19 protein-coding genes are annotated in these 24,379 nt (G+C 70.9%); 12 read left to right on the plus strand and 7 right to left on the minus strand.

The genetic code is table 11. From position 1 onward, the window contains the following. The first annotated feature begins 85 nt into the window (after nucleotides 1-85). Nucleotides 86-1,246, plus strand: coding sequence for a serine hydrolase domain-containing protein (locus ACIQ6R_RS04675; protein ID WP_404218713.1), 1,161 nt, complete (start codon nucleotides 86-88; stop codon nucleotides 1,244-1,246). A 67-nt stretch (nucleotides 1,247-1,313) separates the two neighbouring features. Here the strand turns inward: ACIQ6R_RS04675 and ACIQ6R_RS04680 are convergent, their stop codons facing one another. Next, complete coding sequence (locus ACIQ6R_RS04680; RefSeq protein ID WP_404175004.1) at nucleotides 1,314-1,733, minus strand: organic hydroperoxide resistance protein; 420 nt, start codon at nucleotides 1,731-1,733, stop codon at nucleotides 1,314-1,316. A 124-nt stretch (nucleotides 1,734-1,857) separates the two neighbouring features. Next, nucleotides 1,858-2,880, minus strand: a complete 1,023-nt coding sequence (locus ACIQ6R_RS04685; RefSeq protein ID WP_404175006.1) for an NADP-dependent oxidoreductase — start codon at nucleotides 2,878-2,880, stop codon at nucleotides 1,858-1,860. A gap of 99 nt (nucleotides 2,881-2,979) precedes the next feature. Here ACIQ6R_RS04685 and ACIQ6R_RS04690 point away from each other — a divergent pair, with 99 nt between their 5' ends. Continuing rightward, nucleotides 2,980-3,420: a MarR family winged helix-turn-helix transcriptional regulator gene (locus ACIQ6R_RS04690; protein WP_375919930.1), complete on the plus strand. Its 441-nt coding sequence runs from the start codon at nucleotides 2,980-2,982 to the stop codon at nucleotides 3,418-3,420. 84 nt (nucleotides 3,421-3,504) lie between these two features. Here ACIQ6R_RS04690 and ACIQ6R_RS04695 read toward each other — a convergent pair whose 3' ends face one another. Beyond that, the gene (locus tag ACIQ6R_RS04695) at nucleotides 3,505-4,242 is read right to left on the minus strand and encodes a hypothetical protein (protein ID WP_404218715.1); all 738 of its coding nucleotides are present in this window, start codon (nucleotides 4,240-4,242) and stop codon (nucleotides 3,505-3,507) included. Between the two features lie 214 nt (nucleotides 4,243-4,456). Here ACIQ6R_RS04695 and ACIQ6R_RS04700 point away from each other — a divergent pair, with 214 nt between their 5' ends. The 8 genes from ACIQ6R_RS04700 to ACIQ6R_RS04735 all read left to right on the plus strand — a co-directional run bounded on the left by ACIQ6R_RS04700 (nucleotide 4,457) and on the right by ACIQ6R_RS04735 (nucleotide 14,826). After that, a complete protein-coding gene (locus ACIQ6R_RS04700; RefSeq protein ID WP_404175012.1) occupies nucleotides 4,457-5,623 on the plus strand; it encodes a mandelate racemase/muconate lactonizing enzyme family protein in 1,167 nt (388 codons plus the stop codon). Further along, nucleotides 5,620-6,624 carry a zinc-binding dehydrogenase gene (locus ACIQ6R_RS04705; protein WP_404175015.1) on the plus strand — a complete coding sequence of 335 codons (1,005 nt, stop codon included), beginning with the start codon at nucleotides 5,620-5,622 and terminating at the stop codon, nucleotides 6,622-6,624. The genes ACIQ6R_RS04700 and ACIQ6R_RS04705 overlap by 4 nt, the downstream gene beginning before the upstream one ends. Nucleotides 6,625-6,754: 130 nt before the next feature. Continuing rightward, on the plus strand, nucleotides 6,755-7,726 hold the full coding sequence (locus ACIQ6R_RS04710) for a hypothetical protein (RefSeq protein ID WP_404218717.1): 972 nt from the start codon (nucleotides 6,755-6,757) through the stop codon (nucleotides 7,724-7,726). 138 nt (nucleotides 7,727-7,864) lie between these two features. Then, a complete protein-coding gene (gene chvE / locus ACIQ6R_RS04715; protein WP_404175021.1) occupies nucleotides 7,865-8,977 on the plus strand; it encodes a multiple monosaccharide ABC transporter substrate-binding protein in 1,113 nt (370 codons plus the stop codon). Between the two features lie 32 nt (nucleotides 8,978-9,009). Continuing rightward, nucleotides 9,010-10,569, plus strand: a complete 1,560-nt coding sequence (gene mmsA / locus ACIQ6R_RS04720; protein WP_404175024.1) for a multiple monosaccharide ABC transporter ATP-binding protein — start codon at nucleotides 9,010-9,012, stop codon at nucleotides 10,567-10,569. Next, nucleotides 10,566-11,810: a multiple monosaccharide ABC transporter permease gene (mmsB, locus tag ACIQ6R_RS04725; protein WP_404175027.1), complete on the plus strand. Its 1,245-nt coding sequence runs from the start codon at nucleotides 10,566-10,568 to the stop codon at nucleotides 11,808-11,810. Before mmsA ends, mmsB begins: the two co-directional genes overlap by 4 nt. A gap of 82 nt (nucleotides 11,811-11,892) precedes the next feature. Beyond that, entirely contained in the window at nucleotides 11,893-13,041 is a 1,149-nt protein-coding gene (locus ACIQ6R_RS04730) for an aldose epimerase family protein (RefSeq protein ID WP_404218719.1), read from the plus strand. A gap of 102 nt (nucleotides 13,042-13,143) precedes the next feature. Then, entirely contained in the window at nucleotides 13,144-14,826 is a 1,683-nt protein-coding gene (locus ACIQ6R_RS04735; protein ID WP_404218721.1) for a pyridoxal phosphate-dependent aminotransferase, read from the plus strand. A 16-nt stretch (nucleotides 14,827-14,842) separates the two neighbouring features. Here ACIQ6R_RS04735 and ACIQ6R_RS04740 read toward each other — a convergent pair whose 3' ends face one another. Both ACIQ6R_RS04740 and ACIQ6R_RS04745 read right to left on the minus strand, forming a co-directional pair. After that, entirely contained in the window at nucleotides 14,843-16,276 is a 1,434-nt protein-coding gene (locus ACIQ6R_RS04740) for a family 43 glycosylhydrolase (protein WP_404175035.1), read from the minus strand. Beyond that, nucleotides 16,258-17,229: an arabinan endo-1,5-alpha-L-arabinosidase gene (locus ACIQ6R_RS04745; RefSeq protein WP_404218723.1), complete on the minus strand. Its 972-nt coding sequence runs from the start codon at nucleotides 17,227-17,229 to the stop codon at nucleotides 16,258-16,260. Before ACIQ6R_RS04745 ends, ACIQ6R_RS04740 begins: the two co-directional genes overlap by 19 nt. Before the next feature lie 250 nt (nucleotides 17,230-17,479). On the opposite strand from ACIQ6R_RS04745, the gene ACIQ6R_RS04750 reads away from it, so the two are divergent. Continuing rightward, nucleotides 17,480-19,045 (plus strand): substrate-binding domain-containing protein, encoded by a 1,566-nt coding sequence (locus ACIQ6R_RS04750; RefSeq protein WP_404218725.1) that lies wholly within the window; start codon nucleotides 17,480-17,482, stop codon nucleotides 19,043-19,045. Nucleotides 19,046-19,224: 179 nt separating this feature from the next. Here the strand turns inward: ACIQ6R_RS04750 and ACIQ6R_RS04755 are convergent, their stop codons facing one another. Next, entirely contained in the window at nucleotides 19,225-19,878 is a 654-nt protein-coding gene (locus ACIQ6R_RS04755) for a DUF4360 domain-containing protein (RefSeq protein ID WP_404175041.1), read from the minus strand. Nucleotides 19,879-20,039: 161 nt separating this feature from the next. On the opposite strand from ACIQ6R_RS04755, the gene ACIQ6R_RS04760 reads away from it, so the two are divergent. Then, on the plus strand, nucleotides 20,040-22,847 hold the full coding sequence (locus ACIQ6R_RS04760) for a beta-galactosidase (protein WP_404218726.1): 2,808 nt from the start codon (nucleotides 20,040-20,042) through the stop codon (nucleotides 22,845-22,847). Between the two features lie 12 nt (nucleotides 22,848-22,859). Here the strand turns inward: ACIQ6R_RS04760 and ACIQ6R_RS04765 are convergent, their stop codons facing one another. Continuing rightward, complete coding sequence (locus ACIQ6R_RS04765) at nucleotides 22,860-24,365, minus strand: alpha-N-arabinofuranosidase (RefSeq protein WP_404175046.1); 1,506 nt, start codon at nucleotides 24,363-24,365, stop codon at nucleotides 22,860-22,862. Nucleotides 24,366-24,379 lie beyond the last annotated feature (14 nt).

Raw genomic sequence — 24,379 nt, forward strand, 5'->3', positions numbered from 1 at the left:
CGCGATTGAGTCGAACGCGGTCATTCCGCCGTACCGATCGGCGAACGGCCCCGCAGAGGTCCGCCGAGTTGGTGAGGAGAAGCGGATGACGCAGAGGATCCACGGCACCGTCGCCGACGGCTTCGAGGCGGTGCGTGAGGAGTTCGCGGCGGTCGTGGCCGGTGAACGGCCGGACTACGAGGGTCAGCTGTGCGCCTACGTGCGCGGTCGCCGGGTCGTCGACCTGTGGACCGGCGACGGCGCCGACGCCGGCTCGCTGTACGGGGTGCATTCGGCCACCAAGGGCGCGGCCCACCTGGTGGTCGCCATGCTGGTGCAGGAGGGCACCCTGGAGCTGGACCGCAAGGTGACCTACTACTGGCCGGAGTTCGCGGCCGAGGGCAAGGGCGCGCTGACCCTGCGCGACCTGCTCGCGCACCGTGCGGGCGTGGTCGGCACGGACACCGGCTTCAGCACCGCCGAACTGGCCGACGACCGGGTGATCGCCGAACGTCTCGCCGACCAGCGTCCGTACTGGCGCCCCGGCACGGCCTTCGGGTACCACGCGCTGGTCCTGGGCGCCCTCGCGGGCGAGGTGGTGCGCCGGGCCACGGGCCACACCCTCCAGGAGGTCTACGAGGAGCGGGTCCGCGCCCCGCACCACCTGGACTTCCACCTGGGTCTGCCGGCGTCGCTGAACCACCGCTTCCGCACCGCCCGGGCGGTGGTCCGCACCCCGGTGCAGCGGGTGGCGCCGGACCCGCTCCCGGACGGCCCGCACACCCTCACCGCGATCGCCTTCAACCGCAACGCGGCGCACCCGACCGACCTGGAGACCCTGCCCAACGAGCCGGTCGTGCGCGCCCTGGGTCCGGCCTCCGTGGGCGGCGTGGCCTCGGCGCGCGGGCTGGCCGGGCTGTACGCGGCGGCGATCGGAGACCTGGACGGCAAGGCGCCGCTGCTGAAGCCGGACACGGTGGCGGAGTTCGGGCAGTTCCACTCGGTCGGTCACGACCTGGTGACCCGGACGCACCGGTCGTACGGGCTCGGCTTCGAGGCGACGGCGGACACCTGGTACCCGTTCCTGGGGGCCGGGGCGATCGGGCACAGCGGCGCGGGCGGCAGCCAGGGCTTCGCGGACCCGTTCAGCGGGCTGGCGTACGGGTACACCAGGCGCCGGTGCGCCTACCCCGGCGGGGCGGCGCCGGAGAACGGGCGGCTGGTGGCGGCGGTGCACGGGGCGGCGCTCGGCACCCGAGCGGCGTGAGACGCGCCGGAGGCCGCACCCCACGTCTCGGGGTGCGGCCTCCGGCGTGCCGTACGCGACGGCCCGGTCAGACGAGCGTCACGGTGATGTTGCCGCGGGTCGCCTTCGAGTACGGGCAGACCTGGTGGGCCTTCTCCACCAGCGACCGCGCGGTGGCGGCGTCCACCGTCGGGATCTCGGCGGAGATCTCCACGATGATGCCGAAGCCGTCGTCGTTCTTGCCGATGCCGACCTTCGCGGTGACGGTCGAACCGGTGACGTCGGCGCCCTCCTGGCGGGCGACCACGCCGAGCGCGCCCTGGAAGCAGGCGCTGTACCCGGCGGCGAACAGCTGCTCCGGGTTGGTGCCGGCGCCGTTGCCGCCCATCTCCTTGGGCGGGTTCACGACCACGTCGATCTTGCCGTCATCGGTGGCCACCCGTCCGTCGCGGCCGTTCTCGGCGGTGGCGACGGCGGTGTAGAGGACCTCGGACTGCTGAATGGGCATGCGGTTGTCTTCCTCCTCGGTTCGCCGTGACTCGCGCCCACGATCACGACAGATTTCGGAAAGACGCTACCGCATGCCGGAAATCCAGTGAAGGCCGCTCTTCCCGCTCTTCCCGCGCGGCTCGTCAGAGCTTGACGATCATCTTGCCGGTGTTGTCGCCGCGCAGGACGCCGAGGAAGGCCTCCAGGTTGTTCTCGATGCCCTCGACGACCGTCTCGCGGTACTTCAGCTCGCCGGAGCGGACCCAGGGGCCGACCTCCTGGACGAACTGCGACTGGAGGTCGTAGTGGTCACCGACCAGGAAGCCCTCGATGCGGCCTCGGGTCTGGATGAGACGGGCGAGGTTCTTCGGGCCGGGCGCGGGCTCGGTGTTGTTGTAGACGGAGATCGCGCCGCAGATGGCGATGCGGCCGTTCAGGTTGAGCGAGCCGATGGCGGCCTCCAGGTGGTCGCCGCCGACGTTGTCGAAGTAGACGTCGACGCCGTCCGGGGCGGCGGCGCGCAGCTGCTCGCTCACCGGGCCGTCCTTGTAGTTGAAGGCGGCGTCGAAGCCGTACTCGTCGACGAGCAGCTTGACCTTCTCGTCCGAGCCGGCGGAGCCGATGACCCGGGCGGCGCCCTTGAGCTTGGCGATCTGCCCCACCTGGCTGCCGACGGCGCCGGCGGCGCCGGAGACGAACACCGTGTCGCCCTCCTTGAGCGCGGCGACGCGCAGCAGACCGGCGTACGCGGTGAGGCCCGTCATGCCGAGCACGCCGAGGTACGTCGACAGCGGCGCGGCCTCCGGGTCCACCTTGACGGCGTTCTTCGCGTCCATGGCGGCGTACTCGCGCCAGCCGAAGAAGTGCAGGACGTGGTCGCCCGCGGCGAAGCCCTCGGCGTTGGAGGCGACGACCTCGCCGACCGCGCCGCCCAGCATGGGCTTGCCCAGTTCGTAGGGGTCGGCGTACGACTTGGCGGCGCTCATGCGGCCGCGCATGTAGGGGTCGACGGAGACGTACAGGTTGCGCACCAGTACCTGGCCCTCACCGGGGGTGGGGACCTCCGCCTCGACGAGGGCGAAGTCCTCGGGCTTGGGCCAGCCGACCGGGCGGCTGACCAGGTGCCATTCGCGGTTGACGGCGGGGAGGGCGGGGGAGTCGGTCATGGGGAACCTTTCCTGGGGCTTTCCGAGATGTTTCAGGCTCTGAAACAACCATGCGTCTGAACATTTCAGGTTGTCAAACAAATGGGTACCCTGGATTCCATGGCCACACCACGCGACACCCCACGCCGACCGGACGCGCTCACCCTGGAAGTCGTCGAGCTGATCGGCGAGGTCGTGGCCCGCTTCCACGCCGACTACGAGGAGGCGGCCGCGGAACGCGCCCTGACCGGAGCCCAGGCCAAGCTGCTGAGCCTGCTGTCGCTGGAGCCGCTGCCGATGCGGAAGCTGGCCCAGAAGCTGAAGTGCGAGCCGTCGAACGTCACCGGGATCGTGGACCGGCTGGAGGCGCGGGGACTGGTCGAGCGGCGCCCGGACCCCGCCGACCGCCGGGTGAAGGTGGCGGCGGCGACGGACGAGGGGCGACGGGTGGCGCGGGGGCTGCGGGAGTCGCTGCGGTTCGCACGGGAGCCGCTGGCGGGGTTGTCGGAGGGTGAGCGGGTCGCCCTGCGGGACGCGTTGCGGAGGATGCTCGGGGAGTGAACCGGCGTTCGCCGGTGGTCCGGCGCCGCCGCCAGGGGGCGGGGCGCGCCCCCGCGACGCAGGCGTGATCCGGACGCCGGACCCTTACGTGCACCACCACAGGAAGCGGTCGCAGGTTTCGGTGGGGGTCGGGTCCGGTGAGGTCGTCGGGGCGGGTGTCGTGGCCGGGGGCGGGGGCGGGTCTTCCGGGTCCGTCGACGGCGGGTCCGGGGTGGGGGCCGTGTCCGATGCCGACCCCGGGGGTGCCGACGGGACCTCGGCCTCGTCCGCCGTGCTGGACCTCTCCGCGTCCGGGGACTCCGAGGCCGAGGCCGAGGTCGACGCCGACGCCGACGCCGAGGCGGACGCGTCGGGGGACGGTGTGCCGGAGGTCGAGGTCGCCCTCGACGTCTCGTCGGCCGGTACGGCCGACGACTCCCCCACCTCGCGCGTCGTCCCGCCGTCCGTCGTCTCGCCTCCGGCGGCGGCCGGCTTCGCCGGGGAGCCGGGGGCGTCCATGCCGAGTTCCGCGAGGCTCAGTCCGCCGGCGGCCAGGACGAAGCCCGCGGTGATCAGCAGGGTCCGGCGGCGGCGCCTGCGGTGTGCGGCGGCCTTGCGGTCGCGGCGGCTGCCCCTCCCGCCGCGAGAGGCGTCGCCGGGGGCCCCGTCGGCCGGCGCGTCGGCCGCATGAGTCTCATCGGTCTCGTCGGAGACTCGCGGCGGGTGCTCCTCACCCTCCGTCACGTACGGGTCGGACGCGCGTAGTTCTTCGACGGGTGCGCCGCACCCCGGGCAGGCGAGGGCGCCGTTGAGGTGCCGTCGGCACGGGTGGCAGTAGTCCATGACGCGGGAAGGTTAAGTTCCGCGACGGGCGCGTTCCTAGACGTGGCTGTGAAGGTTGTGTGGGGAAGCGGTCGGAACCGCTCCGCTCCCGCTTTCGAAACTGTCGAAACCGTTATGTGTCCGACCCATTGACACCCCGACCGCCGCCTCCTTACTGTCACGCCAGCATTTCGAACGAGTGACGAAATATCGAACATAGCGAAGGGCAACCGCCGTGCGCATCACCGGAATCAGCACACACGTGGTCGGGACGCCGTGGCGCAACCTGACGTACGTCCAGGTGCACACCGACGAGGGGATCACTGGAGTCGGCGAGACCCGGATGCTGGGGCACACCGACGCCCTCCTCGGCTATCTGAAGGAGGCCGAGGCCAACCACATTCTCGGATCCGACCCGTTCGCTGTCGAGGACCTGGTCCGCCGCATGAAGTACGGCGACTACGGCCGCGCCGGCGAGATCGTGATGTCCGGTATCGCCGTCGTCGAGATGGCCTGCTGGGACATCAAGGGCAAGGCGCTCGGCGTCCCGGTCTGGCAGCTGCTCGGCGGCAAGGTCACCGACAAGGTGAAGGCGTACGCCAACGGGTGGTACACGACCGAGCGGACCCCGGAGGCCTACCACAAGGCCGCGCAGGGGGTCATGGAGCGCGGGTACCGGGCGCTGAAGATCGACCCGTTCGGCACCGGGCACTTCGAGCTCGACCACGCGCAGAGCCTGTACGCCGTGTCGCTGATCGAGGCGGTGCGGGACGCGATCGGGCCCGACGCCGAGCTGATGCTGGAGATGCACGGGCGCTTCTCCCCCGCCACCGCCGTCCGGCTCGCGCGCGAACTCGCGCCCTTCAAGCCGGCCTGGCTGGAGGAGCCGGTCCCGCCGGAGAACCTCAAGGCGCTGCGGAAGGTCGCCGAGAAGGTCGACATCCCGGTCGCCACCGGTGAGCGCATCCACGACCGGATCGAGTTCCGGGAGCTGTTCGAGGACCAGTCCGTGGACATCATCCAGCCCGACGTCGGCCATATCGGCGGCATCTGGGAGACCCGGAAGCTCGCCGCCACCGCCGAGACCCACTACACGCTGGTGGCCCCGCACAACGTGGGCGGGCCGGTGCTGACCGCCGCGAGCCTCCAGGTCGGCTTCACCTCACCGAACTTCAAGATCCTGGAGCACTTCAACGACTTCGCGGACGCGGAGATCAAGAAGGTCGTGAAGGGCGCGCCGCGGGTGAACCCGGAGGACGGGTGCTTCCACCTGTCCGACGCGCCCGGCCTCGGGGTCGAGCTGGACACCGACGCCGCGGCCGAGTTCCCGCAGCAGCAGGCGCGGTTCGACCTGTGGGCCGAGGGCTGGGAGCAGCGCAAGCCCAAGGGCACCGGGGCATGAGCGGCGCGGTCGTCATCGAGGCGCCGGGCGAGCACCGGCTCGTGCCGCACGAGCCGCGCGAACCCGGCCCCGGCGAGGCGCTGGTGCGGGTGCACGCCGCCGGGATCTGCGGCAGCGACCGCGAGGTGTACCAGGGCAACCGGCCCGAGGGGTACGTGCGTTACCCGCTCACCCCCGGTCACGAGTGGTCCGGGACCGTGCGGCGGGTGGGCGCCGGGGTGCCCGCGTCCCTCGTCGGGCGCGGGGTGGTCGGTGAGGGGTTCCGCAACTGCCAGGTCTGCGACCGCTGTCACGCGGGCGAGACGACGCTGTGCACGGCGGGGTACGAGGAGACGGGATTCACCCAGCCGGGAGCGATGGCGCCCACGCTGACGCTGCCCGCCCGCCTCCTGCACGTCCTGCCCGACGACGCCGACCTCACCGCCGCCGCCCTGCTGGAGCCCGCCGCCTGCATCGCCGCCGCCGCGCTCAAGGCGAACGCCCGCCCCGGCGAGCGGGTCGCGGTCGTCGGCACCGGGACGCTCGGCATGTTCGCCGTGCAGTTCCTGCGCGCCGCGTCCCCGGGCGAGCTGCTGGTCGTGGGCACGCGCGGAGACCGGGAGGCGCTCTCGCGGCAGTACGGCGCGACCGACTTCCGGACGAAGGACCGGCTCCTCCCGGACGACTTCGACGTCGTCATCGAGACCGCCGGGTCCGCCGACGCCGCCCGTACCGCCGCCGCACTGCTGCGCAGGGGCGGGCGGCTGGTGCTGACCGGTATCCCGGCGCCGGGCGCCGACGGGCTGGACCCGACCGACCTGGTCGTACGGCAGCTGGAGGTGCACACCGTCTTCGGGGCACCGCCGGACGCCTGGGCGCACACGGTGCGGGTCTTCGCGGCCGGCCTGCTCGACCCGCGGCCGCTGGTGACGCACGAGCTGCCGCTCGCGGAGTTCGCCGAGGCCATCGAGCTGGTGGGGTCCGGCGACCCGAAGGTCGGCAAGGTGCTGTTGCGTCCCTGACGGCCGCCCCTGAGCCGTACGCCGGTACGGGGGCGACCTGACGGCCTCCGTACCGGCGTACACCCAACCGCGTGTCTCCCTGCCCAAAGCGGCGAACTTCGTCCGAAATACCGAACACTAAGGACAGCTTGTGACCGACGCTTCCGCCAAGGCCGCCGCACGCAGGCCCGGTGAGCAGGCGCTCACCGCCCTCGGCCTGGCCGCGCCCGCCCCCGACCCCGCCGACACCTCGCCGCACTCCTTCCCGGGCGGCGGCCGCTGGCGCACCGAGATCCCCTCCTGCGAGGGCCCGGAGGCGCTGGGGGTGGTACTGAAGGAGTCCTCGCGGCTGGACGTGCCGATCCACCGGATCAGCCAGGGCAGCGGCGTGTGGATGCTGACCGACGCCGAGATCACCGAGATGGTCGAGGCCACCGCCGAACGCGACATCGAGCTCTGCCTGTTCACCGGCCCGCGAGGCACCTGGGACATCGGCGGCTCCACCCGGACCGACTCGGGCGGCGCGGGCCTGCGGGCCCGCGGCCACGACGCGGTCGCCGGCTGCGTCGAGGACGCCGTGCGGGCCACGGAGCTGGGCGTCAAGTGCCTGCTCGTCGCCGACGAGGGCGTGCTGTGGACGCTGCACCGGGCGCGGTCGGCCGGGATCGTCCCCGCCGACACCACGCTCAAGCTCTCGGCGCTCGTGGGGCCGGTCAACCCGGCCTCGTACGCGGTGTACGAGCGGCTCGGCGCCGACTCCATCAACGTGCCCAGCGACCTGACGCTCGAGCACCTGACGGAAATACGGCGGGCTTCGGCCGCGCCGATGGACATGTACATCGAGGCTCCCGACGACCTCGGCGGCTACGTGCGGATGTACGAGGTCGCCGAGCTGGTCCGGCGCGGCGCCCCGCTGTATCTGAAGTTCGGCCTCGCCAAGGCGCCCGGGATCTATCCGTACGGCCACCACTTGCGCGAACTGACGCTGACCACCGCCAAGGAGCGGGTGCGGCGCGGCCGGCTCGCACTGGACCTGCTCGCGCGGCACGGGGCGGACGGTGACATGGCTCCGCTCGGCACGCGCGAGCCGGGCTCGCTCAACCGGTTCGAGATCTCGTCATAACGTTCCGGAAACTTCCTTCACAAAAGAAGACACGACCGCGCACAATCCCACACACCTGCCTCTCGGTCGCCCCCTCAGCTCCCTTCGCGTCCTGGCACCACCAGACCGAGCCCTGCACCCACATCAAGGATGATGACCATGCGCAACCGCAGAGCCGCACTCGCAGCCATAGCCTCCGCCGCCTCCCTCGCCCTCACGCTGACCGCCTGCGGCCAGAACAGCGAGGGCGGCAGTGAGGAGGACAAGGGCGGCGCCGAAGGCGGCACCATCGGTATCGCGATGCCGACCAAGTCCTCCGAGCGCTGGATCTCCGACGGCGCCAACGTCGAGAAGGAACTGAAGGCCAAGGGCTACGAGACCAAGCTCGTCTACGGCGAGGACGACCCGGACCAGCAGGTCTCCCAGATCGAGAACATGATCACGCAGGGCGTGGACGCCCTGGTCATCGCCGCGATCGACAACAAGTCCCTGGGCAACGTGCTCCAGCAGGCCAAGGACGCCGACATCCCGGTCATCTCCTACGACCGGCTGATCCTCGGCACGGAGAACGTCGATTACTACGCCTCGTTCGACAACAGCAAGGTCGGCGAGCTGCAGGGCACGTACATCGTCGAGAAGCTCGGTCTGAAGGACGGCTCCAAGAAGGGGCCCTTCAACATCGAGCTGTTCGCCGGCTCCAACGACGACAACAACACGAAGTACTTCTTCAACGGCGCGATGAGCGTCCTGAAGCCGTACATCGACAAGGGCGATCTGGTCGTCAGGTCCAAGCAGACCGACCTCAACCAGGTCACCACCCTGCGCTGGGACGGCGGCACCGCGCAGAAGCGCATGGACGACCTGCTCACCTCCAGCTACCGCAGCGCCCGGATCGACGCGGTGCTCTCGCCCTACGACGGCATCTCCATCGGCATCCTGTCCGCCCTGAAGTCGGACGGCTACGGCTCGGGCAGCAAGTCCATGCCGGTCGTCACGGGCCAGGACGCCGAGCTCGCCTCGGTGAAGTCGATCATCGCGGGCCAGCAGACGCAGACCGTCTTCAAGGACCTGCGCGAGCTCGCCAAGGTCGCCTCGAACATGGTCGAAGCCTCCCTCAACGACAAGAAGCCCGAGGTCAACGACACCAAGTCGTACGACAACGGTGCCAAGGTCGTCCCCGCCTACCTGCTCCAGCCGGTCAGCGTCGACAAGTCCAACTACGAGAAGGTCCTCATCGAGGGCGGCATCTACTCCGCGGACGACCTCAAGTAACCGGGCCCCCAAAAGGATTGGAAGGCACGACCATGGCGGGACCCGTCCTGGAAATGCGCTCGATCGTCAAGACCTTTCCCGGTGTCAAAGCGCTGTCGGACGTCACACTGACCGTTCGCCAGGGCGAGGTCCACGCCATCTGCGGGGAGAACGGCGCCGGCAAGTCGACCCTGATGAAGGTGCTCTCCGGCGTCCATCCGCACGGCAGCTACGAGGGGGACATCCTCTTCGACGGCGAGACCTGCCGGTTCAAGGACATCCGGGCGAGCGAGCAGCACGGCATCGTGATCATCCACCAGGAGCTGGCGCTGGTGCCGTACCTGTCCATCGCCGAGAACATCTTCCTCGGCAACGAGCACGCCAAGCGCGGACTCATCAACTGGAACGACACCCTCAAGCACGCCACCGAGCTGCTGCGCCGGGTCGGTCTCGACGAGCACCCGGAGACCCGCGTCGCCGACATCGGCGTGGGCAAGCAGCAGCTGGTGGAGATCGCCAAGGCGCTGTCGAAGAAGGTGAAGCTGCTCATCCTCGACGAGCCGACGGCGGCGCTCAACGACGAGGACAGCGGCAAACTCCTGGACCTGATCCTTCAGTTGAAGGAACAGGGCATGACCTCGATCATCATCTCGCACAAGCTGAACGAGATCCGCCGGGTCGCCGACTCGGTCACGATCATCCGCGACGGGCAGTCCATCGAGACGCTCGACGTGAAGGCCGAGGAGACGACCGAGGACCGGATCATCAGCGGAATGGTCGGCCGCGACCTGGAGAACCGCTTCCCGGAGCGCACCCCGCACCATCCGGAGGAGGGGGCCGCGCCCGCCCTGGAGATCCGCGGCTGGACCGTGCACCACCCCATCGACCAGCAGCGCAAGGTCGTCGACGACGTCTCGATCGAGGTGCGGCGCGGCGAGATCGTCGGCATCGCCGGGCTGATGGGCGCCGGCCGCACGGAACTCGCGATGAGCGTCTTCGGCCGCACCTACGGCAGGTACGCGGGCGGCACGGTCCTCCGGGACGGCTCCGAGATCCGTACGAAGACCGTCCCGGAGGCGGTGCGGCACGGCATCGCGTACGTCACCGAGGACCGCAAGCACTACGGCCTCAACCTCATCGACACCATCAACCGGAACATCTCGCTGACCGCGCTGGGCAAGGTCGCCAAGCGGGGCGTGGTCGACGAGCACGGGGAGCGGCAGGTCGCCGAGGACTTCCGCAAGTCCATGAACATCAAGGCGCCGACCGTCTTCGAACCGGTGGGCAAGCTGTCCGGCGGCAACCAGCAGAAGGTCGTCCTCAGCAAGTGGATCTTCGCGGGTCCCGAGGTGCTGATCCTGGACGAGCCCACGCGCGGCATCGACGTGGGCGCCAAGTACGAGATCTACACGGTCATCGACCAACTGGCCGCCCAGGGCAAGGCGGTCGTCTTCATCTCCTCCGAACTGCCGGAGCTGCTCGGCATGTGCGACCGCATCTACACGATGGCCGCGGGGCGGCTGACGGGTGAGTTCTCGCGGGCCGAGGCGTCACAGGAAGCGCTGATGCGTCGGATGACGAAGGACAAGAAGGACGAAGAGGTAACCCGATGAGCACGGACCTGACCGCCAAGACCCCGGCCCCCGCGCCGCCCGGCAAGGACGGAGCGGCCTCCGGCGGCGGCCTGTTGCGGCTGGTGCTCGACGGCATGCGCCGCAACATGCGCCAGTACGGCATGCTGATGGCCCTCGGCCTGATCGTGGTGCTGTTCGCGGTGTGGTCCGACGGCGACCTGCTGCTGCCGCGCAACGTCTCCAACCTGGTGCTGCAGAACAGCTACATCCTGATCCTCGCGATCGGCATGATGCTCGTCATCATCGCGGGCCACATCGACCTGTCGGTCGGCTCACTGACCGCTTTCATCGGCTCGATGGCCGCCGTGCTCATGGTCGACAACGACCTTCCCTGGCCGCTCGCGGTGGTGCTCTGCCTGGCCATCGGTGCGGCAGCGGGCGCGTTGCAGGGGTTCTTCATCGCCTATCTCGGCATACCTTCGTTCATCGTGACCCTCGCGGGCATGCTGCTCTTCCGCGGTCTGACGGAGATCTTCCTGAAGGGCCAGACCCTCGGCCCGTTCCCGAAGGACCTGCAGAAGATCGCCAACGGCTTCCTGCCCGAGGTCGGCCCGAACACCAACTACCACAACCTCACGCTGCTGCTGGGCTTCGCGCTGATCGCCTTCGTGGTGTTCCAGGAGGTGCGCGACCGCAAGCGGCAGCAGGAGTTCGCCCTGGAGGTGCCGCCGGCCAAGCTGTTCCTGCTCAAGCTGGTCGCGCTGGTCTCCGCCGTCCTCGTCGTCACGCTGCTGCTCGCCAGCTACAAGGGCGCCCCGGTCGTGCTGCTCATCCTGGGCGTGCTGGTCGTCGGGTTCGGCTACGTGATGCGCAACGCGATCATCGGCCGCCACATCTACGCCATCGGCGGCAATCTGCCCGCGGCCAAGCTGTCGGGTGTGAAGGACAAGAAGGTCACCTTCCTGGTCTTCCTGAACATGGGCATGCTCGCGGCCCTGGCGGGTCTGGTCTTCGCCGCCCGCTTCAACGCGGCCTCCCCCAAGGCCGGCCTCAACTTCGAGCTGGAGGCCATCGCCGCCTCGTTCATCGGCGGCGCGTCGATGAGCGGCGGCGTCGGCACGGTCCTCGGCGCGATCATCGGCGGTCTGGTCCTGGGCGTGCTGAACAACGGGATGAACCTCGTCGGCATCGGCACCGACTGGCAGCAGGTCATCAAGGGCGCGGTGCTGCTGGCGGCGGTCGGGTTCGACGTGTGGAACAAGCGCAGGGTCGGTTCGTAGGTCACTCCGGGCCCCGCCCGATCGAGAGGCGGGGCCCGCTTCCTTCCACGGACTTCTTTCCACGGAAACAGAGGAGCCGCACATGGAACTGAGCAGACGCACGGTCATCGCATCGGCAGCGGCCGCGGGCATCACCGCCGCCACGCTCGGCGGCACGGCACACGCCACGGGAGGCAGGAAGCCGGTGAAGGAGTTCTTCGGCAAGCTCGCCGACGGCACGAAGGTGTACCGCTGGTCGCTGGAGAACGGCGGCACGCGGATGAAGGTGCTGTCGTACGGCGGCGTCGTCCAGTCCCTGGAGGTCCCCGACCGCCGGGGCCGCCGCGAGAACGTCTCGCTGGGCTTCGACAACCTCGACGACTACGTGGCCTCCAGCCCCTACTTCGGTGCTCTGATCGGCCGCTACGGCAACCGCATCGGCCAGGGCCGCTTCTCCCTGGACGGCACGGCGTACCAGCTCTCCGTCAACGACGGCGCGCAGAGCCTGCACGGCGGCGCCCAGGGCTTCGACAAGCGGGTCTGGGACGTCGAGCCGTTCGCCGCGGGCTCCGACGTCGGCCTGGTCCTGCACTACACCAGCGTCGACGGCGAGATGGGCTACCCGGGCACGCTCAGGGCGAAGGTGACGTACACGCTCACCCGGCGCGGCGAGTGGCGCATCGACTACGAGGCCACCACCGACAAGGCCACCGTCGTCAACCTCACCAGCCACGTCTACTGGAACCTGGCCGGCGAGGGCAGCGGCACGATCGAGGACCACGAGCTGTCGATCGCCGCGTCCCGCTACACGCCCACCGACGCGGGCCTGATCCCGACGGGCGAGCTGGCGAAGGTGTCCGGTACGCCCTTCGACTTCCGCCGGGCCAAGCCGATCGGCCGGGACATCCGGGACGCCCACCCGCAGCTGGTCACCGCCAAGGGCTTCGACCACAACTGGGTGCTGGACAAGGGCATCACCGACCGCCCCGAGCACATCGCCACCCTGCGCGACCGCTCCTCGGGCCGCACCCTGCGCATCGCCACCGACCAGCCCGGCCTGCAGTTCTACTCGGGCAACTTCCTCGACGGCACCCTGACCGGCACCGGCGGCTCCCTCTACCGGCAGGGCGACGCCCTGTGCCTGGAGACGCAGCACTTCCCGGACTCGCCGAACCAGCCGTCGTTCCCGTCGACCGTGCTGCGGCCGGGGCAGACGTACCGGACGACCACGGTGCACTCGTTCGACGCGTGAGGGCACACTTTCTTCACACGCGTTGAACGGCGTCCCACCCCCCTCCGTATGTAAGGGCGGCCCGTGCTCCCCCGCGCGGGCCGCCCACCTACGGAGGTTCTCTTGTCCGGCAACGTCACCTCGTTGTTCCGCAGCACCGCGGCGCACAGCCCGTCGATGGCGGCGCTGACGCGGGAGAGCGGCGAGGCGACGGGCGCCGGCCCGGTGGACTTCTGCATCCCCTGCAACCCGTACTTCCCCACCCCGGCGATGTTCGACGAGATGGCCGCCCGGCTGCGCGACATCATCACGTACTACCCGAGCGGCGCCGACACCATCACCGCCGAACTGTGCGGCCTGCTCCAACTGCCGCCGCAGTGCGTGGCGATGGGCAACGGCTCCACGGAGCTGATCACCTGGATCGACCATCTGCTGGTCCGGGAGTCCCTCGCCGTCCCCGTCCCCACCTTCGGCCGCTGGACCGACCAGCCCATGGAGACCGGCAAGCGGGTCGACATGTTCCCGCTCCAGGAGTCCAGCGGCTTCGCCCTCGACCTCGCGCAGTACGCCGAGTTCATCCGGGTCCGCGGCACCCGGGTCGCCGTCGTCTGCAACCCCAACAACCCCGACGGCGGCTTCCTGCACAAGCACGCGCTCGTGCAGTTCATGGACGCCATGGCCGACCGGGACCTGATCGTCATCGACGAGTCGTTCCTGGAGTTCGCCGACGCGGAGGCGGAGCCCAGTGTGGTCCAGGAGGCGATGCTGCGCCCCAACGTCGTCGTCCTGCGCAGCCTCGGCAAGAACTTCGGGCTGCACGGCATCCGCTTCGGCTACCTGGTCGCCAATCCGGCGCTCGCGGGCCGGGTGCGCGCCATGCTCCCCAAGTGGAACCTCAACTCCTTCGCGGAGCACGTGGTGTTCATGCTGCGCGACCACGGGCCCGAGTACGCGCGGAGCCTGCACCAGGTCCGCCGCGACCGCCTGGAGATGGCCGGTCAGCTCTCCTCGCTGCCCGGCCTGACCGTCTATCCCTCCCAGGGCAACTTCCTCTTCGTGCGTCTGCCCGTGGGCGCCGAGGGCACCGTCGTCCGGGACCGCATGCTCACCGAGCACCGGGTCCTGGTCCGTGAGTGCGGCAACAAGATCGGTTCGTCCAGCCGCTTCCTGCGTCTCGTGGTGCGCCCCCAGGCCGACGTGCGACGCCTGGTGTCCGGCCTGGAACAGGTGCTCTACGGGGCCGGGAGGGGAGCCGCCGTGCCCGAGCCCGCTCCAGGGACCAGCTACAGCTCGGGCACGGCGGCGGTGGACCGGCTGATGAGCGAGACCAACGGGGCCGGACTGCGGGGGCTCGCCGCTCAGGCCGCCGGTGCCGGCACCCCGGGGCTCGTCGCCGCTCCGGCCGTCGGCACCGGCGTGCCGCTCCCCGCCGCGGTGCCCGCCGACCCGGCCGCGGCCGCCCTCGGCCCGATGCCGGTGCCGACGGCACCGCGGCAGGTCCCGCAACCGGCGCCGGTCCCCCAGCCGGCGCCGTACCCCGGGCCGGTGCCGGTCCCCCACCCGGCACCGGTCCCGCAGCAGCCCATGCCCGCACCCGCCCCCGTTCCCGCGCCCGCCCCGGCCCCCGCTGCCGCGGCGGCGCGGTACCCGGCGCCCACCGGCCCCACCCCGCCCGGCGTCCCGGCCCGCGGTGGCCTCACGGCCGCCCAGGTCAGGGGCACCAACGGGCTGGAGTCGGTCCCGGCGACGGGCCGGCCGGGACCGCAGAACTGGCCGAACCCGGCGGGCATGGGCCGTACGGGGTGAGGGCGCGGACCGTGCTTCACGCCGGGTTCAGCCGCCACTGCTGACAGGCGTTGTTCAGCCACGTCCACTGCCGTACGTCGGCGGAGTCCGCCGACGAGCAGTTCGCGACGTCGGCGACCTTGCCGGTGGCCTCGTTGACGATGCGGACGTGGCCGCCGTCGGTGGCGAGGAACCGGAACCGCTGGCAGGTGTTGTCCAGCCAGGACCACTGCCGCAGGTCGGCCCCGTCGGCGGCCGAGCAGTCGGCGGTGTCCAGCACCTTCCCGGTGGCCACGTTGACCAGCCGGTGGGTGTCGTCGCCGCGGTCCTCCAGGCGCCAGCGCTGGTTGGCGCCGCCGTTGCAGGAGTACTGCACCACGTTTGCCCCGTCCGCCGACGAACCCCCGGCCACGTCCAGGCACTTGCCGCTGTTGCGGTTGGTGACCGTGTACGTGGTCGAGACGGACGCCGGCTCGCCCGAGGGTCCGGGCATGCTCGCCCCGAGCCGGACGGGTGTGCCGAGGTTCGGGGTGCCGTCGGAGTTCCAGCCGAACTTCTGCGCCCGCGCCGTACGCCCGTTGTCGCAGCCCTCCGAGGCGGCGTCGTTGGCGTGGTAGACGATCCAGCTCTCGGAGCCGTCGGGCGAGGTGAAGAAGCCGTTGTGCCCCGGCCCGTAGACGCCGTTGCCGTCACTGCGCTGGAACAGCGGCGTCGGTTTCTTCGTCCAGGAGGACGCGGACACCGGATCGGACCCGGTCAGTGCCAGCTGCCCGAGCTTGTAGTCGGGGGTCCAGCAGCCGCTGGCGGAGTAGACGAGGAAGGTCCGGCCGCCCCGCTGGAGGATCTCCGGCCCCTCGTTGACCGGGGCGCCCGAGCGTTCCCAGTCGTGCGTCGGCGTGGAGACGGTGGTGAAGGAGGAGGAGACCGTGTACGGGTTCGACATCCGCGCGGCGACGATGTTCTGGGTCCCGCTGTGCGTGCTGCCGAAGAGGTACAGCCGACCGTTGATCGTCGCCACCGTGGGGTCGAGCATCCAGGCCGGGTTGAGCTGCCCCCGGTAGGTGTACGGGCCCATGGGGTCGGACCCGGCGCTCTCCAGGACGTGGCTGCGCTGGGTCGGGTTGTAGTCGGGGACGTTCTGCCCGGCGACGTAGTACAGGTACCAGCGGCCGTTCAGGTAGTGCAGTTCGGGCGCCCAGATGTTGCAGCACCGGGAGGCCGCGTCGCCCTTCCAGACCTGCACGCCGGGAGCGGTGGCGAGCCCGCCGAGGGTGGGCGACCTGCGGACGGTGATGACGTCGGTCCAGCTCGTCGTCACCATGTAGTAGTTGCCGTCGTGGTGGGTGATCCAGGGGTCGGCGCCCTTCTGCGCCTTGACCGGGTTGGCGAAGGTGGCCGCGCTCGCGGGGGGCTGTCCGAGCGAGAGGGCGAGCAGCAGGGCGGCCAGCAGGGTCAGTAGGCGACGGGCCATCCGCTGCTCCAGTTCAGGAGGTTGATGCCGAGCTTGGGAGTGCCGTTGTCGTTGCCGTCGTAGTAGTGGTAGACGATCAGGTCGCCGTCGACGTCGTTCATGATCGACTGGCCGCCGGGGCCGATGACGCTGCCGTGCGACTCGAGCACGGGCGTCCCGCCGTTGTTCATCATGGAGACGCCGTTCTTGTCGCGGTAGGGCCCGGTGACGCTGGTCGCCCGGCCGACCTTGACCTTGTACGTGGAGCTGGTGCCGGCGCAGCAGGTGTCGTACGAGGCGAAGAGGTAGTAGTACCCGTTCCGCTTGACGATGTAGGGCGCCTCGACGGCCTTGGTGCCCGACGGGCGGGAGGCGAGGGAACGGCGGGCGGTGTCGGAGGCGTGCTGCTTTCCGGTGGACGGGTCGATCCGGATCATCTTGATGCCGGTCCACCAGCTGCCGAAGGACAGCCACCACTTTCCGTCGTCGTCGACGAAGAGGTTGGGGTCGATGGCGTTGTAGTCGCTGGAGGAGCTGGAGGTGTAGACGATGCCGTAGTCGCTCCAGCTGCCCGGCTGGCCGGTGCTGGATCCGGCGAGGCCGATGGCGGAGGTGTTGGAGCCGAACTTCGAGACGGAGTAGTACATCAGGTACTTTCCGCCGTGGTACGAGATGTCGGGCGCCCACGCCTCCGGGACGGAGGAGTAGCGCGACCACCAGGAGGGCCGGGAACCGAAGGCGTCGGCGCCCGCGGAGAAGGCCGTGCGGTCGGCGGACGCCTTGCTGCTGATGCCGCCGCCGGTGGCGTAGAGCTGGTACTGCCCGGACGAGGTGCGGATCATCGTCGGGTCGTGCGTGACCACGGAGCCGGTGACCCGGCCGGGGTTGGGATACGCCGAAGCCGTGGTGGGGATCAGGGCGAGCAGCGCGGCGGTGGGGAGAGCGAGGAGTGCGGTTCGCTTCTTGCGGCTCATGGGGAGACGCTCCTGTTCTGTATGTCGAACATCGATCGCCACTTCGGACGGAACGTAGAATCGAACCCCTTGCGCGTCAATGGCCCGCGCGGCATCGGCAACCAACGTCCGGAAAACACCACGTTTCACAGGTGACGCACCGATGAATTCCCGACGGCCGGTCGGCACGCCCGCGGTTGAGCAGCTTCACGCCCGGACAACATGGCCTCCCCATCCATGCGCCTCCGCCCCGACCCGGGAGTCTCGGTCAATGAACGGTGTTCCGTGGGAGTTCGTGATCGCCGTGCTCGGCCTCGCCGTGCCCGTGACCGCCGCCCTGTGGGAGTTCTTCCTCGCGGGCCGCAAACGGCTCGGCTACCGCGTCCAGATGGACACCAGCGCCCGGGACTCGGCCACTTCCTCCGGGCCGGAGGCCGGGGTGCTCCAGCGCATGCAGTGGGACGGCACCGACCTGCGCGACCCCTCGGTCGTCCTGCTGCGCATCGAGAACGTCGGCTGGACCCCGATAGTCGAGGAGGACTACGTGGCTCCCGCCAACGACTCGGTGGGCATACGCGTGGCGTTCCCGGGCCGCCGCGTGGTCGGCATGGTCGTGACGGAGTGCAGCCACACCGTGCTGCGCGACTTCTTCACGCCGGGGACGCCGGGCCTCGGGGCCACGGACGGTGTCATCAGGCTGCCCAAGGTGAAGCTCAACCGGCGGGCGCACTACAAGGTACTGGCGGTCCTGGACCGCCTCCCGGACTTCACCGAGACCGACTTCCCCGACCCGGACGTCACCGCGGGCGTCGTCGGCGGGGTGCGCGGCGGAACCATCAAGAAGACCGAGTACTACCCCTTCGCCTCCCGGCCGGTCCGCTGGCTGCTCGCCCTGCTCGTCCTGGTGAGCGCGGCCCAGTCCGTCTCCACGTTCGCCCGCGGCGAGGACGCCGCGGCCGCGCCGCTGGACTGCGCCGAGGGGACGCTGCACCTGTCGGGTTCCACGGCCTTCCAGCCGGTCCTGGAGCGCGCCGCCGAGCAGTACACGAAGACCTGCACGGACGCCCGCATCCCGCTCACCGACGACTCCTTCAAGGGCAGCGTCCCGGGTCTGGACGCCCTCGCCGCGGCAGGCGGGAAGGCCGCGCCGGAGGAGGGCCAGGGCCTGGGTGACCGGCTGTCGTTCAGCGACGGCCCCAAGTCCGACGGCCGCCCGCAACTGCTGCCCAGACCGGTCGCCCTGTCCTTGTTCACCCTGGTGGTCAACAAGGACACCGGGGTGCGGGACCTGTCGCTGACGCAGGTCCGGGACATCTACGCCGGGGAGATCACCAACTGGAAGCAGGTGAAGGGCAACGACCTGCCCGTCCAGCTCGTCAGCCGCAACCCCGGCTCCGGTACCCGCACCACGCTCCAGGAGCAGGTCCTGGACGGCAGACCCCTGCTCGCGACCACGGCCAACGACTGCAAGAGTCTGGACGCGAAGACGCCGGGCCGTTGCGAGGTCGGCGGCACCCCCGGCCTGCTGGACACCGTGGCCTCGATCCCCGGCGCCCTCGGCCACAGCGAGGTCGGCGCCGCCACCGCCCGCGACGACGTGCGGCTGGTCCGCATCGACGGCTACCCAGCGACCCTGGAGGGCGCCGACGAGGGCGCCTACCCGTACTGGCAGACGGAGATCGCCTACACCTACGGCGAACCCCCGGCCGACTCGATCGCCGCGGGCTTCCTGCGCTACCTCGCCAACGAGGTCGGCAAGGACATCATCCGCTCCCGGGGCCACCGCCCCTGCTCCGAACTGGACAAGCCGCTCCTGTGCCGGCCGAGCGGTTCGTGACCCGCACAACCGCGCGGGGAGGACCGGCGCACGCGCGGGCCCTGCCGCGCGGGTACGCCGTCAACCGGGGGACGGTCGTGGTCCACGTCGAAAAAACGCCCGCGCCGCCGACGTCACCGGCGGCACGGGCGTGGCCGTGATCGGCCGCGACCGCGACCACACCCGCCGTCGGTCACCGGTCAGGACTCGGGGCACTCCTTCCACGCCAGGTGGTACACCGTGCTGATGTCCCCGTCCGTGGAGTCCATCGTCATGAAGCTCACCTCGGCGGGGTCGGACGTCCCCGTGCTCACCCGCAGCTCCGTGTTGATGTTGAAGTTGCGCTGCACTCCGCAGGGCGCCCAGACCAGCTGGGCCCAGTCGGTGCTGTCGGTGGCCTGCCAGTTGTCGTTGAGCGGGCCGCTGAAGGGATGGGTGCGGTACTCGGTGTTCGGGGAGCCCTGGAAGTAGTACGAGGCCCGTTGGGTGCCCTTGGCGCCGGGCTGGAGGGCGGCGAAGCCGCGGTAGTCCGCGCTGGCCACGGCGTAGGTGAAGCCCTGCGGGACATGGACGAGCAGGTTGAGCTGGCAGTTCTTGCGGAAGGCGGTGGGCGCGGAGTCGCCGCCCGCCTGGGCGAGGTAGTCGCTGTAGGTGACGGTGAAGGCGGTGTTGTCCTCCGAGACGGCGACCGCCGCCGTGCCCTGCGGGCAGCCGGAGCCGTTCACCGTGGCGACCTTGATGACGATCTTGTCCGGCGGCGGGTCCTCGAACCCGCCGGAGGGCTGGTGCTGCGCGGGCAGCGCGGAGGTGAGGAGCGCGGCGATCGTGCCGCTCAGGAGCAGGCCGGTGGCCATGGGTCTCCCATTCCGGTCAGTGGGGGGTGGATGTAGTTGAATGACCTGCACATCTGTTGTGCACATGTCATTCACGCGACGATCACATCGTATGCACACCCGCGGAACGCGGACAGGACGCACTTTGGCCATTTAACGCATCGCCGGTCCGGTTGTGGAGAATGGCCCGGCAGCGCAGCACCAGAAGTACAGCAACAGGAGAGGCTCCCTTGGAGCTCAGCAGGCTCAGCAGACGAGCGTTCAGCGCCCTCGCGGGCACCAGCGTCCTCGGTCTCGCACTCGGCGGCAGCGTGAGCAGCCAGGCGCTGCCCCGCACCGGCGTCCGTGGCCCCGTGCCCACCGGGCCGCCGCCCGGACCGCCCGGCGCCGACGGGGTGCGCCACCGGGTCGCCCTGGACCGGTACTCCCTGCTGATCGACGGCAGACGTCTCGCGCTGTGGTCCGGCGAGATGCACCCGTTCCGGCTGCCCAGCCCGTCCCTGTGGCGGGACGTGCTGCAGAAGATGCGCGCCTACGGCTACAACGCGGTCGGCGTCCGCCTCGCCTGGAACCAGCACTCCCCCGCCCCCGGCGAGTACGACTTCACCGGCGTCCGCGACCTGGACCTGTTCCTGCGCACGGCCGCCGAGACCCGTATGTACGTCGTCCTGCGGCCCGGCCCGTACATCGGCGCGGACGTGGACGCGGGCGGCCTGCCCGGCTGGCTGACGGCCGCCGAGGGCCGGGCCGGGACCGCCGACCCCGCGTACCTGCGCCACGCCGACGAGTGGCTGAGCCGCGTCAACGCCGTCGCCGCCCGGCACCAGTACACCCGTGGCACCGGCACCGTCCTGCTCTACCGGGTCGACGCCCCGCGGCGCGCCCACCTGACCCGCCTGCACGACAGGCTCCGCGCCGACGGCATCGACGTACCCCTCCTGCACGCCGACACCCCGGTCCCCTGGGGAGAGGCGGAGCACACCCGGGACGCCGCCGAGGCGCGGCGGGTCCATCTCGACCACCTCGCGCGGGGCGTCACGCTGCACCACGTCCGCACGGCGTTCGGCGGCACCTCGTGGGGCTGGCTGGCCGCGCCGTCCGCGCCCACGCCCACGTACGACCCCACCGCGGCGATCGACGAGGCCCGCCGGCCGACGGACAAGCTCGCCCCGCTCCACCAGCTCGGGCAGCTGCTCCGCCACGTACCCGACTTCACCCGGCTGGACGAGGCGCCGCGGGTCAGGGCCTCGGACGCCCGGATCCGGGTGCGGCACCTGGCCAACCCGGACACCGGCACCCACGCGTACGTCGCGCGCAACGACTCCGCGACCGACGTCACGTCGACGCTGCCGATGGGCGGGACCGACGTGGAGGTCACCGTCCCCGCCCGGGACGCCAAGCTGTTCGCCACCGGGCTCCACCTGGGATCGGGCCGGAAACTGGCGTACGCCACCGTGCAGCCCATGATGTCCCTGAGCGTCGGGCGGCTGGACATCGCCGCCTTCGTGGGCCGGGCCGGCGAGAACGCGCACCTGGTGCTGGACTGCCCGGACGAGCCGTGGCCCACCCGGCTGGACGAGGAGGCCGCCTGGGCGTACGACCACGGGAGACTGCACATCACCGTGCCCCTGGCGGAGGACCGGGTGACCCGGCTGCGGGTGCGCAGCGGCGAGTCCGACCGCACCCTGATCCTGCTCGTCGCCGACGACGCCGCCTCGCTGCGGCTGTGGCCGTACGAGACTCCGTCGGGCCGGGTCCTCGTGCACGGCCCGGCGCTGCTGCGCGACGTCACCCTGGACGGCGCCACGATCCGGCTGACCGGCGACACCGTCGAGGAGCGCGGCCTGGAAGTGTGGGCGCCGCGCGGCATCACCCACGTCACCTGGAACGGCGAGCCGGTGGAGGCGTCCGTCGGCCGCGCCCAGAGCCTGATGGCCGTCTGGCCGCTGCCCGGCGTGCCCGACCTGGTACTGCCCGCGCTGGAGGGCTGGCGGCGGCGCACCGAGAACCCGGAGTCCGGCCCCGGCTACGACGACTCGGGGTGGGCGGTCGCCGACCGGCGGACCTCGCACAGCACGACCCCGGTGCCCGACGGGCAGCCCGTGCTCTTCGCCGACGACTACGGCTTCCACTACGGCGACGTCTGGTACCGGGGCCGGCTCACCGGCGCCGCGGACCTGGAGTCGGTGTCCCTCGCCTACAGCACGGGCGCGCACGGGATGCTGATGGCCTGGCTGGACGGGGAGCCGCTGGGCACCCACCGCATGGGCCGGGAGGACGACGGCGAGGGCACGTGGACCGCCACGGCCGGCTTCCGGCTGCCCCGGGCACTCCGGAAGCGCCTGCGGGAGCGGCCCGACGTCGGTGCCTCCCTCGTCCTGTCCGTCCTGGTCCGGCGCACACAGCACGACCAGGACGCCTACCGGGCGGCCCGCGGCCTGACCTCGGTCGCCTTCGAGGGCGCGTCACCGGAGGTGAGGTGGCGGATCCAGGGCGCGGCCGCCCCCGACCCCGTGCGCGGGCCGCTCAACAACGGCGGGCTGTACGGGGAGCGGTGGGGCTGGCATCTGCCCGGGTACGACGACGGCGACTGGGACGAGGTGTCCTCGGCGTCTCTCCCCCGCGAGGACCGGCGCCAGGGCGTGACCTGGTACCGGACCACCTTCCGGCTGGACGTCCCGCCGGACGTCGACGCCTCGGTCGGGCTCGTCCTCGACGGCGGCCCGGGCCGCGACTACCGCGCCCAGGTCTTCCTGAACGGCTGGAACATGGGCGAGTACGCCGGCGACGACCCCACGGCAGCGCCGCACACCTTCGTCCTGCCGAACGGCATCCTGCGCACCCGCGCCGCCGCCAACACCCTGGCCCTCGCCGTCCTGACCGACGGCGAGGCGGTGCCGGGGCCGGGGGCGGTGCGGCTGGAGCTGCTGGGCGGCGCGGCGGGAGGGGTGCCGGTGGAACCGGTCGCCTCCCCCGGCCCGCGCCGCTGACCTCGTCGGGCCTCAGCGCAGCCGGATCACGTTCCAGGACAGCGGCTCCAGGGCGGCGGTCAGCCTGCCGTCCGCCACGGCCGTGCCCTCGACCGGGTGCGGGACGACCCGCTCGGGCTCGGCGAGCGTGTTGCGGGCGTCCGGGTCGGCGTCCGCCAGGGCGCTGTGCTCGACGACCTCGGTCAGCTCCAGGCCGCTCAGGGCCACGTCGAGCGGCAGCGACTCGGTGCGGGAGCGGTTGACGGCGAAGACGGTGACGGAGCCGTCCTCGGCGCGCACGGCGGTGGCGTGCAGCAGGTCGGCCTCGCCGTACTTCTTCGTCTCGTACGTCGGTGAGTCCACCCGGACGTCGAGGACCTCGCCCCGGCCGTACTTCGAGGCCTGCGCGAACGGGAAGAACGTCGTCTGGCGCCAGGCCGGGCCGCCCGGCTCGGTCATGATCGGGGCGATGACGTTGACGAGCTGGGCGAGGCAGGCGACGGTGACGCGGTCGGCGTGCCGGAGCAGGGCGACGAGGAGCGAGCCGAAGACGACGGCGTCGGTGACGCTGTAGTTGTCCTCCAGCAGGCGGGGCGCCTCGGGCCAGTCCAGGGCGCTGACCTCGGCCTGGGTCTTGGCCATGTACCAGACGTTCCACTCGTCGAAGGAGAGGTTGATCCTCTTCTTGGACTTGAGGCGGGCGCCGATGTGGTCGCAGGTGGCGACGACGTTCTCGATGAACGACTCCATGTCCACGGCCGAGGCGAGGAAGGAGTCGATGTCGCCGTCGTGCGGCTCGTAGTAGGCGTGCAGGGAGATGTGGTCGACCAGGTCGTACGTCTCCTTGAGGACCGTCGCCTCCCACTCGGCGAAGGTCTCCATGGACTGGCCGGAGGAGCCGCAGGCGACGAGTTCGAGGTCCGGGTCGATCTGGCGCATGGCGCGCGCGGTCTCGGCGGCGATCCGGCCGTACTCCTCGGCGGTCTTGTGGCCGGTCTGCCAGGGGCCGTCCATCTCGTTGCCGAGGCACCAGAGCCTGATGCCGAAGGGGTCCTTGTCGCCGTGCTCGGCACGCAGGTCGGAGAGCGCCGTGCCGGAGGGGTGGTTGGCGTACTCCTGGAGTTCGAGGGCCTCGGCGACGCCGCGGGTGCCGAGGTTGACCGCCATCATGGGCTCGGCCTGGGGGCCGATCTTCTTGAGGAAGGCGATGTACTCGGACAGGCCGAAGCGGTTGGTCTCCGTGGAGCGCCAGGCCAGGTCGAGGCGGCGGGGGCGGTCCTCCACCGGGCCGACCGAGTCCTCCCACTTGTAGCCGGAGACGAAGTTGCCGCCGGGGTAGCGGATGGCGGTGACGCCGAGTTCCCGGACCAGGTCCAGCACGTCCTGGCGCAGGCCGGCCTCGTCGGCGGTGGGGTGGTCCGGTTCGAAGACGCCGGTGTACACGCAGCGGCCGAGGTGTTCCACGAAGGAGCCGAAGAGGCGGGGGTTGACCTCACCGACGGTGAAGGCGGGGTCGAGGGTGAAGCGGGCGGTTCGCATGTCTGCCTTTCCAG

This window comes from Streptomyces sp. NPDC096048 (assembly GCF_044763415.1).
Classification (GTDB): Bacteria; Actinomycetota; Actinomycetes; order Streptomycetales; family Streptomycetaceae; genus Streptomyces.

Bases quoted from the DNA above. Each gene is read 5' to 3' on its own strand.
- ACIQ6R_RS04675 (WP_404218713.1), top strand. From the start codon at position 86: ATGACGCAGAGGATCCACGGCACCGTCGCCGACGGCTTCGAGGCGGTG.
- ACIQ6R_RS04680 (WP_404175004.1), bottom strand. From the start codon at position 1,733: ATGCCCATTCAGCAGTCCGAGGTCCTCTACACCGCCGTCGCCACCGCC.
- ACIQ6R_RS04685 (WP_404175006.1), bottom strand. From the start codon at position 2,880: ATGACCGACTCCCCCGCCCTCCCCGCCGTCAACCGCGAATGGCACCTG.
- ACIQ6R_RS04690 (WP_375919930.1), top strand. From the start codon at position 2,980: ATGGCCACACCACGCGACACCCCACGCCGACCGGACGCGCTCACCCTG.
- ACIQ6R_RS04695 (WP_404218715.1), bottom strand. From the start codon at position 4,242: ATGGACTACTGCCACCCGTGCCGACGGCACCTCAACGGCGCCCTCGCC.
- ACIQ6R_RS04705 (WP_404175015.1), top strand. From the start codon at position 5,620: ATGAGCGGCGCGGTCGTCATCGAGGCGCCGGGCGAGCACCGGCTCGTG.
- chvE (WP_404175021.1), top strand. From the start codon at position 7,865: ATGCGCAACCGCAGAGCCGCACTCGCAGCCATAGCCTCCGCCGCCTCC.
- mmsA (WP_404175024.1), top strand. From the start codon at position 9,010: ATGGCGGGACCCGTCCTGGAAATGCGCTCGATCGTCAAGACCTTTCCC.
- mmsB (WP_404175027.1), top strand. From the start codon at position 10,566: ATGAGCACGGACCTGACCGCCAAGACCCCGGCCCCCGCGCCGCCCGGC.
- ACIQ6R_RS04730 (WP_404218719.1), top strand. From the start codon at position 11,893: ATGGAACTGAGCAGACGCACGGTCATCGCATCGGCAGCGGCCGCGGGC.
- ACIQ6R_RS04740 (WP_404175035.1), bottom strand. From the start codon at position 16,276: ATGGCCCGTCGCCTACTGACCCTGCTGGCCGCCCTGCTGCTCGCCCTC.
- ACIQ6R_RS04745 (WP_404218723.1), bottom strand. From the start codon at position 17,229: ATGAGCCGCAAGAAGCGAACCGCACTCCTCGCTCTCCCCACCGCCGCG.
- ACIQ6R_RS04750 (WP_404218725.1), top strand. From the start codon at position 17,480: ATGAACGGTGTTCCGTGGGAGTTCGTGATCGCCGTGCTCGGCCTCGCC.
- ACIQ6R_RS04755 (WP_404175041.1), bottom strand. From the start codon at position 19,878: ATGGCCACCGGCCTGCTCCTGAGCGGCACGATCGCCGCGCTCCTCACC.
- ACIQ6R_RS04760 (WP_404218726.1), top strand. From the start codon at position 20,040: ATGGCCCGGCAGCGCAGCACCAGAAGTACAGCAACAGGAGAGGCTCCC.
- ACIQ6R_RS04765 (WP_404175046.1), bottom strand. From the start codon at position 24,365: ATGCGAACCGCCCGCTTCACCCTCGACCCCGCCTTCACCGTCGGTGAG.